The sequence below is a fragment of the Tamlana sp. s12 genome (assembly GCF_016767215.1).
GTDB lineage: Bacteria > Bacteroidota > Bacteroidia > Flavobacteriales > Flavobacteriaceae > Pseudotamlana > Pseudotamlana agarivorans.
In genome coordinates, this window is record NZ_CP068547.1 from 2,616,479 (window position 1) to 2,630,350 (window position 13,872).

The window sequence follows — 13,872 nt, forward strand, 5'->3', positions numbered from 1 at the left end:
TACTCAGCTAAATATAAGGTCTTCAAAAGAAATTTTAAAGAAAAATAAAGTTGAAAACCAAAGCAAAAATTTATATAGCCCTTTCGCGGAAGACTACAAAACTTCACAAGAATTTAACAACTAAAATTGTAACTTTGCGCTTTTGCAAATTTATGAGCCAATTCAACGATTTTATTGAGGTTAAAGGAGCTAGAGTTCACAATCTAAAAAACATTGATGTCTCCATTCCTAGAGAAAAGCTTGTAGTTATTACAGGTTTATCGGGGAGCGGAAAATCTTCTTTAGCTTTTGACACCATATATGCTGAAGGTCAGCGCCGATATATAGAAACGTTCTCGGCTTACGCCAGACAGTTTTTAGGTGGCTTGGAACGTCCGGATGTTGATAAAATTGATGGCTTATCTCCCGTTATTGCCATAGAGCAAAAAACGACTAGTAAATCGCCACGATCTACCGTAGGTACCATTACTGAGATTTACGATTTCATGCGTTTACTTTTTGCTCGTGCTTCAGATGCTTACAGCTTCAACACCGGCGAGAAAATGGTAAGCTATAGCGACGACCAAATAAAAGAACTCATCTACAGTGATTTTAAAGGAAAGCGCATCAATATTTTAGCACCAGTGGTACGTTCCAGAAAAGGGCATTATCGCGAATTATTCGAGCAAATAGGAAAACAAGGCTTTGTAAAAGTGCGCACCGATGGTGAGATTAAAGACATCACTAAAGGCATGAAATTAGATCGTTACAAGAATCATGACATCGAAATAGTTATAGATCGATTGGTTATTAACGATTCGGCCGATAACGACAAGCGACTTTCTGAAACCATAAATACAGCCATGTATCACGGTGATGATGTGTTATTAATTATAGATCAAGACACTCAGGAAACCCGCTATTTTAGTCGTAATTTAATGTGTCCGAGTTCAGGAATATCCTATCCGAATCCAGAACCTAACAATTTCTCTTTCAACTCGCCTAAAGGAGCTTGTCCAAATTGTAATGGTATCGGAAATCTTTATCAGGTTAACGAAGCCAAAATAATTCCCGACGATTCTATTTCCATAAATAACGGCGCATTAGCACCGCAGGGACCGAAAAAAAACAGTTGGATTTTTAAACAGCTGGAAACGATTGCTCAACGCTTTAATTTCAGTTTAACAGATCCTTATAAAGACATTCCTGCAGAAGCAAAACAAATGATTTTGTACGGAGGCAATGAAAAATTCTCTATAGAAAGTAAGACCTTAGGTGTTACGCGAGATTATAAAATAGATTTTGAAGGCATTGCCAATTTTATTGAAAATCAATACAATAATGCCGAATCGACCTCTATAAAACGCTGGGCAAAAGATTTTATGGATAAGGTTGACTGTCCTGTTTGCGAAGGTTCACGCTTAAGAAAAGAGTCACTTTACTTCAAACTAAACGGTAAAAACATTGCCGAATTAGCCCAAACCGATATTGTAGAGTTAGCCCAATGGTTTGATGTGCTAAACGAGAAACTCTCGGAAAAACAACTAAAAATTGCAGAAGAAATTCTCAAAGAAATAAAATCAAGATTACAGTTTTTATTAGACGTTGGTTTAGATTACTTGAGTTTAAACAGAAGCTCAAAATCACTTTCTGGTGGTGAAGCACAACGTATCCGATTAGCCACACAGATAGGTTCGCAATTGGTTGGTGTCCTCTATATTTTGGATGAACCTAGTATTGGACTGCATCAACGTGATAATGAAAAACTCATCAATTCTTTAGTCTCCTTACGTGATATTGGAAACTCTGTTATTGTTGTAGAGCACGATAAGGACATGATTGAACGTGCCGATTACGTTATTGATATCGGCCCTAAAGCCGGAAAATATGGTGGTGAAATCATCAGTATAGGTAATCCTGATGAACTAAAAACCCACAATACTTTAACTGCCGATTATTTAAACGGCAAAAAAGAAATTGAAATTCCTAAAAAGCGCCGCGAAGGCAATGGCCATTTTATAGAGTTAAAAGGGTGTACGGGTAATAATTTAAAAAACGTATCCGTAAAATTTCCTTTAGGAAAAATGATAGGTGTTACAGGGGTATCTGGTAGTGGAAAATCAACTTTAATTAACGAGACGCTCTACCCTATTTTAAATGCGCATTATTTCAATGGCGTTAAAAAGCCTATGCCTTATAAAAGCATTAAAGGCTTAGAGCACATCGATAAAGTTATTGATATTAACCAGTCGCCCATAGGTAGAACGCCACGAAGTAATCCTGCCACTTATACAGGTACTTTTAGTGAAATTAGAGCTTTATTTGCTAAAGTTCCTGAAGCTATGGTAAGGGGTTACAAAGCTGGTCGATTCAGTTTTAACGTTAAAGGTGGACGCTGTGAAACTTGTCAAGGTGGCGGTTTACGCGTTATTGAAATGAATTTCTTACCTGATGTGTATGTGGAATGTGAAACTTGTCAAGGCAAGCGTTTTAACCGCGAAACATTAGAAATTCGATATAAAGGCAAAAGTATTAGTGATGTGTTGGAGATGACCATGAATGAGGCGGTCGATTTCTTTGAGCACATTCCTAAAATACACCGAAAATTAAAAACAATAAAAGATGTTGGTTTAGGTTACATCACACTAGGACAACAAAGTACTACCCTTTCTGGAGGTGAAGCACAACGTATAAAACTAGCCACCGAATTATCTAAAAAAGATACAGGAAACACCTTTTATATTTTAGACGAGCCAACCACAGGATTACATTTTGAAGACATTCGTGTGCTTATGATAGTACTTAACAAGCTTGCCGACAAAGGCAATACGGTACTCATTATTGAACACAATTTAGATGTTATTAAAACCGTAGACCACATTATAGATATTGGTTACGAAGGCGGAAAAGGCGGCGGAAAAGTCATTGTTGAAGGCACGCCTGAAGAAGTTGTCAAACACAAGAAAAGCCATACGGCTAAATTTTTAAAAAAAGAGTTAAAAGCTGTAAGCTCTAGGCTATAAGCATAAAGCCTACAGCATACCGCATAAAGCATAAAAAAACATCAAATTATGAGAGCAGAAAAACACCCAAAAGGATGGAACGAAATTAAAACCAACGATTCATGGGCCATTTTTAAAATTATGGGAGAATTTGTAAGTGGTTTTGAAAAAATGAGCAAAATAGGTCCGTGTGTATCCATTTTTGGTTCCGCTAGAACAAAACCAGACCATAAATATTATAAACTGGCAGAAAGTGTTGCTAAAAAAATTGTTGAGGGTGGTTATGGTGTGATTACTGGTGGCGGACCAGGAATCATGGAAGCAGGAAATAAAGGCGCGCATTTAGCCGGAGGAACTTCTGTAGGATTGAATATTGAATTGCCTTTTGAACAACACGACAATCCTTACATTGATGCAGATAAAAATCTAGATTTCGATTACTTTTTCGTCCGTAAAGTGATGTTTGTAAAATACTCTCAAGGTTTTGTGGTTATGCCAGGAGGTTTTGGAACCTTAGACGAACTTTTTGAAGCGATTACACTTATACAAACACATAAAATTGGAAAATTCCCTATCATTTTGGTCGGAAGAGATTTCTGGGCTGGCTTATTCGAATGGATTAAAACCACGCTTTTAGATGGCTATGCAAATATTAGTCCGAAAGACTTAGACCTCATTCACATGGTAGATACCGAAGATGAAGTTATTGATATCCTTGACGAATTCTATAAAAGCTCAGATTTAAGTCCGAATTTTTAATGCCAAGCTCGCATTATAATGAAGATTCCATCGTTATTGAATTTAAAGTGATACATTGTAGTCGTACCCAAAAGTTACCTAATTTACATTAACCCAAATGCTATTATTGTTGAGAAAAGCTCTTTTTAATTGTATTTTCATCTTATCATGCCTTCTTAGTTTTAGTCAGAATAAAATTGAGGTTAAGGCTGAATTTGATGTGGAAAACAGAGCTATAAAAATATCTCAAACCATACAATATTATAATGATTCTGATAACACATTAGAAAGCATTTACCTTAACGATTGGAATAACAGTTATTCTTCCAAACACACACCATTGGCCAAGAGATTGGCTGAAGAGTACAAAGACGAATTTCAGTTGGTTAAAAACGAAGATCGCGGCTTTACAATCATTGAACATATTAGGCAAAATGGAAAGCGTTTAGATTATGATGTATTGAAAAACCAACAAGATATTCTAAAAGTCTATCTAAAGGAACCCATAGAACCTTACGGAAGCTATTCCCTAGATTTGGAATACAACGTAAGAATCCCTCATGCACAATTTACGCGATACGGTATTACTGATACTGGTGAAATAAGTTTAAGATATTGGTATATAACCCCTGCGGTTTACGATGGTACTTGGCATTATTACAGTAACAAGAATTTGGATGATTTATTTATACCCAAGGCTGATGTTTCTTTAGAAATCACCTATCCTATTAACTACAAACTTACTTCAGATTTAGATTTAATTAACCTGTCTGAAACAGGTGAAAATCAAATAATTACATTAATAGGAGAAAATCGAAATTCCAACAAACTTTTTCTTCAAAAGTATTCACATTTCGATACTGTTGAAACCGATAATTTATCGTTAGTTTCTGATATTTCAGGTAAAGGTGTTGAGCTTTTAGATCAGGTAGTTATCAAGGAAAAAGTAGTCAAATTTATAACAGAAAACTTTGGAGCATATCCCCATAAAAAACTTTTGCTTTCACAAATTGATTATGATAAAGACCCTATTTATGGTTTAAATTTTCTTCCAAAATTTATAAAAACACACCCTATAAGTTTCGAATATGAGCTTAAAATTTTAAAGGTTGCTTTATATAATTATTTAGAAAACACTTTACTTCTCAATCCGAGAACCGAACAATGGCTCATTGATGGGATTCAAGTTTACTACATGATGCAATATGTAGATCAGTTTTACCCAAACATGAAGTTCTTGGGTTCTATTGCCGATTTTTGGGCTGCCAGACCCTTTCATGCTTCAGATATGATGTACAACGACAAGTACATCCTTGCCTTTATGATTATGGCCCGAACCAATCGCGATCAAGCGTTAACAACAGCAAAAGATTCGCTTTTAAAGTTTAACGCCAACATTGCTAATAAATATAAAGCAGGTATCGGATTTAAATATCTCGACGATTTCACCGATAAAGAAATGGTTGAAGAAAGCATAGAAAATTATGTAAAAACATCAAAGCTAAAAAACACCTCTGTTTCTGCTTTTGAAGAACATTTAAAATCACACACTGATAAGAATATCGATTGGTTTTTCACAGATTACTTGGCTACTAGAAAAGTGATGGATTACAAGATTAAAAAAGTAAGTAAAACCGAAGACTCCATCACCTTAACCATTAAAAATAAAGGCAAGAACAACATGCCTGTTTCTTTATACACCCTTAAAAACGATAGTGTAGTCGCTAAACAATGGGTAGAAGACATTAAAGAATACAAAACGCTTACCATAGCTAGAAATGATGGTGATAAACTGGTATTAAATTATGATAATACGATACCAGAGTTCAATTTAAGGGACAATTGGAAATCTTTAAAAGGCCCCCTTTCAAATAACAAACCATTACAAATACGTTTGTTTAAAGATATTGAAGATCCGAACTACAGCCAGGTTTTTTTAATGCCCATTTTAGAATTCAATAACATTTACGACGGTATTAACTTAGGATTAAAGGCGTATAACAAAACCGTTTTACGTCGTATGTTTTATTATAAAGTTGCACCACAATATTCGTTTGGCTCCAATTCGGTAACGGGTTCGGTAACGGTTTCAAAAACGCATAATATCCAAAACCGTAATTTATATTACCTCAATTACGGATTTACAGGTTCATATATGTCTTATGCTGAAGATTTATTCGTGCGACGCGTTACCCCTTCAGTGTCTTTATTGTATCGTGATAATAACGATTTTCGATCGAACAAGCGCGGTGCTTTATACTTCCGATTTGTAGACATCCATAGAGATGAAGATGAGCAACACATTATAACAAGCGACGAACCCAATTACTCACTCTTTAATACGCGATTTATTTATTCAAACGACAACCTGATCAATTTTTACAAATGGTATGTCGATTTACAATTTAGTAATGAGTTTAGCAAACTGTCATTAAATTATGAATACAGGCATCTTTTTGAAAACAACCGCCAAATCAACGTTAGAGCTTTTGCGGGTACATTTTTAAAGAATAATAACGATCCTAATTCAGATTATTTCAGTTTTGCCTTAGACCGTCCAACCGATTACTTATTTGATTATAACTATTTAGGTCGTTCTGAAACTACAGGGATTTTCAGTCAGCAATACATTCCTGCTGAAGGCGGATTCAAATCCAAATTAGATCCTGCTTTTGCTAACCAATGGATTACAACCTTAAATGCAAGCACAACCTTGTGGCGCTATATCTTACTTTATGGAGATATAGGATTCGTGAAAAACAAATATGAAGACCCTAAGTTTGTTTATGGTACTGGATTACGTGTAAACTTGGTTACCGACTATTTCGAACTCTACTTCCCTATTTATTCAAATTTAGGTTGGGAAATAACTCAACCAAATTACAGTCAGCACATTAGATTCATTTTTACTGTGGATCCACAATCCCTTCTAGGATTATTCAGAAGACGTTGGTTTTAAGTGTTAAGATTTAAAAATAATCAATAAAACAGTGATTTTGATTAATTTATTCTAACAAAACACTCCATATAGGCTTCTCTGTTTAATTATCCTCAACAACTTAAGATCTTTTATAATTGCAAAAAAGCTAAATATTAACTACTTTTGCAACAACTTAAAAGCACGGCTTCTATGCAAACCTTATCAGATTTGAGCAACAACCTATCATTTGAAGATTTTAAAACAGAAGTATTAAATGATTATAGAATAGCCATAATAAGTCGAGAATGTAGTCTATTGGGTAGACGTGAAGTACTAACCGGAAAGGCTAAATTTGGCATTTTTGGTGATGGTAAAGAAGTACCTCAATTAGCTATGGCTAAAGCTTTTAAGAAAGGTGATTGGCGCTCTGGATATTACAGAGACCAAACCTTTATGATGGCCATTGGAGCACTTACTCCAGAACAATTCTTTTCAGGACTATATGCCAACACGAATCTAGAATTAGAACCTATGTCTGCTGGTCGCCAAATGGGAGGCCACTTTGTAACGCATAGTTTAAATGAAAACGGAAGCTGGAAAAACCTTACCGAACAATACAATTCTAGTGCCGACATTTCACCTACAGCTGGGCAAATGCCGCGCTTATTAGGACTAGCTCAAGCTTCAAAAATATTTAGAAATGTAAAAGGTATTAATGCTAGTAATTTTTCAATTAACGGTAATGAAGTTGCTTGGGGAACTATTGGTAATGCTAGTACTAGCGAAGGTTTGTTTTTTGAAACCATAAATGCCGCAGGCGTGCTTCAAGTGCCTATGGTGATAAGTGTTTGGGATGATGAATACGGTATTTCAGTACACGCCAAACATCAAACTACTAAAGAAAACATCTCTGAAATCCTTAAAGGTTTTCAGCGTGATAGTGAAAATAAAGGCTACGAAATTTTACGCGTTAAAGGTTGGGATTATGCAAATTTAGTTGAAACCTACCAAGAAGCTGGTAAAATAGCTAGAGAAGAGCACGTGCCTGTTTTAATACATGTTACAGAATTAACTCAGCCTCAAGGTCACTCTACTTCGGGGTCACACGAACGTTATAAGGATGCCGCACGATTAGAATGGGAATCTGACAATGACTGCAATCTTAAATTCCGTAATTGGATTATAGAAAGCGGCATTGCAACTAATGAAGCCCTTATTGAAATTGATCGCGCTGCCAAACGTGATGTTCGAGAAGCTAAGAAAAATGCATGGAACACTTTTTTAAGACCAATTAGCAGAGAACAGCAAGAATTAATTGCGCTCTTAAAACCTATAGCAAAAATAAGTGCTAACGGTGTTTTTATCGCTAAAATAATTGAGTCGCTTACAAACATAGATGAACCAACACGCAAAGACTTGCTCTCTAATGCTAGAAAAGTATTAAGATATTTAGTATTTGAAAATTTCGAAGAAAAACGAAAGCTTCAAGTTTGGATTGACACTATTTTTGAAAATGTTCAACCTGCATTTAGTTCACATTTATATTCACAAACACAAGGAGGCAATACACGTATTAAAGAAGTTAAACCAAGCTATGATGACCATGCTGAAATGGTTGACGCTCGAATTATTTTACGTGATAATTTTGATGCCATTTTTAAAAACTACCCCGAATCTTTAATTTTCGGAGAAGATACTGGTAATATTGGTGATGTAAATCAAGGTCTTGAAGGCTTACAAGCCAAGTATGGCGCACTTCGTGTTGCCGATGCGGGTATACGTGAAGCTACTATATTAGGACAAGGAATTGGTATGGCACTAAGAGGCTTACGACCTATTGCTGAAATTCAATATTTAGACTATATCATGTACGCTTTACAAATTATAAGCGATGATTTAGCAACGACACATTACAGAACAAAAGGAAAACAAAAATCGCCTTTAATTATAAGAACCCGTGGCCATCGTTTAGAAGGTATCTGGCACTCAGGTTCACAGATGGGAGGTATTTTAAATCTTGTAAAAGGGGTAAATCTACTTGTACCTAGAAATATGACCAAGGCTGCCGGATTTTATAACACTTTATTATTAGGTGACGATCCTGCCATTGTGGTGGAATGTTTAAACGGTTACCGTTTAAAAGAAAAAATGCCGAATAATTTAGGAGTTATGAAAACACCTATTGGTGTTGTGGAAACACTAAAAGAAGGTCAAGATATCACCTTAGTTTCTTACGGATCTACGCTTCGTATTGTAGAACAAGTTAGTAAAGAATTATTAGCTGCAGGCATTGATGCTGAAGTTATTGATGTACAATCGTTGATGCCTTTCGATTTGAATCATGATATTGTAAAGAGTATAGCCAAAACGAATCGTGTAGTCATTATTGACGAAGATGTTCCTGGCGGTGCTTCGGCATATATTCTAGACCATATTTTGAACGAACAAAAAGCCTTTCAGTATTTAGACAGTGCGCCTAAAACCATAACTGCCAATGCACACCGACCTGCTTATGGTAATGATGGCGATTACTTTTCTAAACCTTCAGCCGAAGATATTTTTGAAGGTATTTACCAGGTTATGCACGAAAGCAACCCTACGAAATTTCCTAAAATAAGGTAAGTAGGCTACTTTCAGTGAATTAAATATTTTAGATTGGTTAAAATTCAGGATTAATCACTTATTTTGTAATTAAATTTCAGAAAAATGCCACTCTACAAAAGTCGAAGAGGCCATGATTCTTTCATCCAATAACTTGTTTTCAGTTAACCAAAAACCACTAACTGATCAAATAGTGAGGTGATTAAACCATTAAACAATTCCGCCTAAAATAACATGAAAGCTGTTTCCGTAAGAGAAATAAAAAAAGAGTTAGATACCCTATCGACTGAAGAACTACAAGCTCTTTGTTTACGCTTGTCACGTTTTAAAAAAGAAAACAAGGAACTCCTCACCTATTTACTTTTTGAATCTCATCATGAAGATGACTATATTAAAAGTGTTAAGGGTTACATGGATGACGAGTTTAAAACTATAAATCGTACCAGCTACTTTTACATAAGAAAAAGTACGCGAAAAATACTCCGCAACGTTAAAAAGTTTATTCGATACTCCCCGAAAAAAGAAACGGAAGTAGAACTACTGCTCTATTTTTGTAAACAACTTAAAGCCTTTAGACCATCCATTTCTAAGAGTGTACAACTTCAGAATCTTTATAACCGACAGTTAGCACTGGCAAAGAAAATTATAAGTACCCTTCACGAGGATTTACAGTATGATTTTAATTTGATGATTGAGGAATTGTGAGTTTATTCCATTTCGAAAGAATTAAATGAGACACCAATTCACACTAATTTTAACAAAAATGAATGCCCTCTATTTTCCGATGACTATATTGGTTTTCCTTGGTAAAAACCATATCAAAAGAAAAAACTTAAGAATCATAAATTAAAAAAACATCACAATTAAATAACTGAGCCTATCAAATAAATACTTTTCAAAGTTTATATTTGTGCTATGTTAAAGGAATTAATACCCTCAGAAATAAAAATATCATTTAATTAACTACAAAATATAAATATGAAGCCTTCAATTTTCAAATTATTAACACTTGCTACTATCTTTATTCTGTCCGGATGCTCTAGTGTACAAGAAGTAAACCACTGGACTTCGGGCAATGTTGCATCCATAAAATCTAAAAATGTTTTAGTAATTGTTAAAGTAAAAAAGCCAAAACTTAGGGCCGCTTATGAAGATCAAATCACAAAACAGTTAAAAGCTGAAAATATACAAGCTACTTCTAGTTACAAACAATATCCAGATATAAACCCAAATGATTCTATTTCAAAAGAAGCTGTTTCTAAATTTAAGGAGAAACTAGAAAAAGATGGGTTTAACGGTGTTGTGTATAGTCGCGTTATTGGTGTTGAAGAGATTTCTAAAACAACCACTTCTGGAGGTTACGAAGCTGGAACGATTTTAAGTGATTATTCTAATTTATTTGACATGGGCTTTTATGGTTTTTATAGTTACCCGCTACCTAGTCCGAGTTTTGAAGGGGTTTACGAACCTGTTGAAGTGGACACTCAAACAGCAAAAGTTTATGTATTAGAAACCGTTGTTTATAATTTAGATTTACCACAAAAAGATCAGCTAGTAGCCTCGGTTACGTCTAAAATAGACAATTTAGAAACGGGACATAATTTGGCTAAAAATTACGCCAAAACAATTATTAACGGGGTTAAAAAGAAATAATTGTTTTTCCCTAAATTCAATTTAACATCCCGTTATTATTACTTTTTATATATTAGTATCCAAATTATCAAAATTAATTTACCCTTAAAACATTGAACATTATGAAAAAAATTACCCTTTTATGCGCTGTATTATTTCTTATTCCCTTAAGCGCTGTATTTGCTCAGAACTTTGAAATTACGCCTTCTTACGGAGCTCAATTTGGAGCTAAACTAAATTTTCCCGATGGATTTTTAAAAATAGAAAATAGCGATCAATTTGGAGTTACTTTAGGTATGGAAGTAAGACCTAATTTGATGGGGGAAATTAGCTACTACCACCAAGGAACGGAGCTAAGAGACGAATATTACAACAGACCTGCTTTCAACTCTACATCAAGTCTTAACATGGACTGGTTACTTGTAGGAGCTAATCACTACTTAGGAAGAAGCCAAAATATCAAGCCTTTTTTAGGAGGTGGTATGGGTGTTGTTTTTGTATCTCCTGAATATTATGAAAATTCAACACGTTTTACTTTCTTTTTTAAAGGAGGTGCTAACTTTATGCTAACTGATAGAATTGGCTTAAACGTTCAAGGAAATCTATTTTTACCAATTCAATACGAAGGATTTTATATCGGCACTGGAGGTGGCGGTGTTAGCACACAAAGCACCATTGCTTTAGCTGGAATTAGTGCTGGAATTGTATTTAAACTTGGTGCATAAGCACATTTCATTTATAAAGAAGAGTTAAATTATAACATGATTCGTGTTACAGTTTAACTCTTTTTTTGTGCTTATATTTGGGGTGATTTTCTTCAAGGATCTTCAAAAATGACACCTCTATGCCCCCTTTTTATGGGATATTTACGTAGTGGTTTGATTTGTAATTGTGTTTTCGATAATACTTGATTGTCATGTCGAACGCAGTGAGATATCTTTTAAATATGTTTCAACTTTAAGAGATACCTCCTATCGTCGGTATGACAAGTATATTCATGGTATAAAACTATGACTACACAATTAAACAATTCCACGGTTGAACGAAAAAAAACACCCCTATCAGCTACGCTGGGTATCTTCGACAAAAACGGTGTTTTCATCTCGATAGTCCTCAAGGGGATATTTGAGTAGTGGTTTGATTTATAATTGTGTTTTCGATAATACATGATTGTCATGTCGAAGGCAGTGAGATATCTTTTTAATATGTTTCAACCTAAAGAGATACCTCCTACCGTCGGTATGACAAGTATATTCATGGTATAAAACTATGATTACACAATTAAACAATTCCACGGTTGAACAAAAAAAAACACAATTATACTCTCCTTTTTCAACACTAATTACTTAGTTCAACAATTGAAATAATTTCAATTTGCTTTGTATATTGCTATAAAATAATAAAGACATGAAAATTGTAGTATTAGATGGATATACTTTAAATCCAGGAGACTTGAGCTGGGAAGGTTTAGAGAAAATTGGAGATTTAACCGTTTATGATCGAACTGAATTTGAATCGGAAGTTATTTTAAAAAACATTGGAGATGCAGAAATTGTGTTTACAAATAAAACACCACTTACAAAAGAAGTTATACAAAAGGCTCCAAATTTAAAATACATAGGTGTTTTAGCCACTGGATATAATGTTGTTGATGTTGAAGCTGCTAAAAGTCGTGATGTTATTGTGACGAATGTTCCCGAATATAGTACTAAATCCGTGGCACAATTTACGATGGCTTTATTACTCGAAATGTGTCATCATGTGGGTAATCACAACCAGGCGGTTCAAAATGGTGCATGGAGTTCTAGTCCTGATTTTTCATTTTGGAATCATCCGCTCATCGAATTAGATGGTAAAACTTTAGGTATTATCGGCTTCGGAAATATTGGTCAAGCTACAGCTAAAATAGCCCAAGCATTCGGATTAAATATCCTGACTTACAGCCGAACAAAATATCCTGAATTAGAATCGGAAACCTGTAAATTTGTATCTCTAGACGAATTATTAAACAACTCTGATATCATCAGTCTTCATTGTCCGCTGTTTCCTGAAACGAAGCATATCATCAATAAAACAAATATTGATAAAATGAAAGATGGAGTAATGATTATTAATACCTCCCGTGGTCCCTTAATCCATGAAGAAGATTTAAGAACAGCGCTTAACAACGATAAAGTTTACGCCGCGGCTATTGATGTAGCTTCGGTTGAACCTATTGAAGCCAATAATCCGTTACTATCGGATAAAAACTGCATCATTACACCACATATAGCCTGGGCACCAATAGAAGCTCGAACGCGTTTGATGAAAACTGCTATTGAAAATTTAGAGGCCTTTATAGCGGAGAATCCTGTGAATGTGGTTGGGTAAGGATTCTCTAAACTATCTTAAAAGTTGATTTTACGTCAATCTGAATTTATTTCAGATTCTCAAAAACTAAGATTTTCAATGTAATGAAGTGCTGTTTCGAATACTCAGGTAAACAATTTGACAGTTAAATAACACTCCTATCAGCTTCGCTGGGTATCTTTGATTAAAACTGTGTTTTCATCTCGATAGTCCTCTAGGGGATACTGTTTCAATTGTGAGTTGTTGCTCGATTACACGATTTAACAATTAAGGTTCAAATTTAAGAATGAGATACCTCCTATTGTCGGTATGACAGTAGTATTTATGGTAATTACCTTGATTACACGGTGAAATATTTCTACAACTCAACATCAAAAACACCCCTATAATCCCCTTATTAGGGGATACTAGCTCATCGATTTAATTTGTAGTTATGTCTTTGATTACAAATTGTTGTCATGTGGAACGTAGTGAGGCAACTCTTGAAAACACGTTTTGATTGTGAGCTACCTCCTAGTGTCGGTATGACATGTATGTTTATGGAACTCACTTAGGTTACAGGGTTTAACTATTCGAAGGTTCAACCTTAAAAAACACCCCTATGATCCCCTTTTTAGGGGATACTGCATCAATTATAAGTTGTTGCTCGAT

General features: G+C 34.8%; 8 protein-coding genes. All 8 read left to right on the forward strand.

Annotation, left to right across the window (positions count from 1 at the left end; all coding sequences use genetic code 11):
• Positions 1-152: 152 nt before the first annotated feature.
• The 8 genes from uvrA (at position 153) to JJL45_RS11460 (ending at position 13,242) form a co-directional block, all read left to right on the forward strand.
• Positions 153-3,002 (forward strand): excinuclease ABC subunit UvrA, encoded by a 2,850-nt coding sequence (gene uvrA, locus JJL45_RS11425; protein ID WP_068605163.1) that lies wholly within the window; start codon positions 153-155, stop codon positions 3,000-3,002.
• A gap of 48 nt (positions 3,003-3,050) precedes the next feature.
• Entirely contained in the window at positions 3,051-3,740 is a 690-nt protein-coding gene (locus tag JJL45_RS11430; RefSeq protein WP_068605161.1) for a TIGR00730 family Rossman fold protein, read from the forward strand.
• A 109-nt stretch (positions 3,741-3,849) separates the two neighbouring features.
• A complete protein-coding gene (locus JJL45_RS11435) occupies positions 3,850-6,678 on the forward strand; it encodes a metalloprotease (protein ID WP_242521385.1) in 2,829 nt (942 codons plus the stop codon).
• 171 nt (positions 6,679-6,849) lie between these two features.
• The gene (locus JJL45_RS11440) at positions 6,850-9,261 is read left to right on the forward strand and encodes a thiamine pyrophosphate-dependent enzyme (protein WP_068605157.1); all 2,412 of its coding nucleotides are present in this window, start codon (positions 6,850-6,852) and stop codon (positions 9,259-9,261) included.
• Positions 9,262-9,474: 213 nt separating this feature from the next.
• Positions 9,475-9,945 (forward strand): hypothetical protein, encoded by a 471-nt coding sequence (locus JJL45_RS11445; protein ID WP_068605155.1) that lies wholly within the window; start codon positions 9,475-9,477, stop codon positions 9,943-9,945.
• Positions 9,946-10,218: 273 nt separating this feature from the next.
• Positions 10,219-10,893 (forward strand): hypothetical protein, encoded by a 675-nt coding sequence (locus tag JJL45_RS11450; RefSeq protein WP_068605153.1) that lies wholly within the window; start codon positions 10,219-10,221, stop codon positions 10,891-10,893.
• 101 nt (positions 10,894-10,994) lie between these two features.
• Complete coding sequence (locus tag JJL45_RS11455) at positions 10,995-11,597, forward strand: outer membrane beta-barrel protein (RefSeq protein ID WP_068605152.1); 603 nt, start codon at positions 10,995-10,997, stop codon at positions 11,595-11,597.
• Between the two features lie 682 nt (positions 11,598-12,279).
• Positions 12,280-13,242: a D-2-hydroxyacid dehydrogenase gene (locus tag JJL45_RS11460; RefSeq protein ID WP_068605150.1), complete on the forward strand. Its 963-nt coding sequence runs from the start codon at positions 12,280-12,282 to the stop codon at positions 13,240-13,242.
• The last annotated feature ends 630 nt before the right edge of the window (positions 13,243-13,872 follow it).

Coding starts and splice junctions, on each gene's coding strand:
- uvrA (WP_068605163.1), top strand. CDS start 153: ATGAGCCAATTCAACGATTTTATTGAGGTTAAAGGAGCTAGAGTTCAC.
- JJL45_RS11430 (WP_068605161.1), top strand. CDS start 3,051: ATGAGAGCAGAAAAACACCCAAAAGGATGGAACGAAATTAAAACCAAC.
- JJL45_RS11440 (WP_068605157.1), top strand. CDS start 6,850: ATGCAAACCTTATCAGATTTGAGCAACAACCTATCATTTGAAGATTTT.
- JJL45_RS11445 (WP_068605155.1), top strand. CDS start 9,475: ATGAAAGCTGTTTCCGTAAGAGAAATAAAAAAAGAGTTAGATACCCTA.
- JJL45_RS11450 (WP_068605153.1), top strand. CDS start 10,219: ATGAAGCCTTCAATTTTCAAATTATTAACACTTGCTACTATCTTTATT.
- JJL45_RS11455 (WP_068605152.1), top strand. CDS start 10,995: ATGAAAAAAATTACCCTTTTATGCGCTGTATTATTTCTTATTCCCTTA.
- JJL45_RS11460 (WP_068605150.1), top strand. CDS start 12,280: ATGAAAATTGTAGTATTAGATGGATATACTTTAAATCCAGGAGACTTG.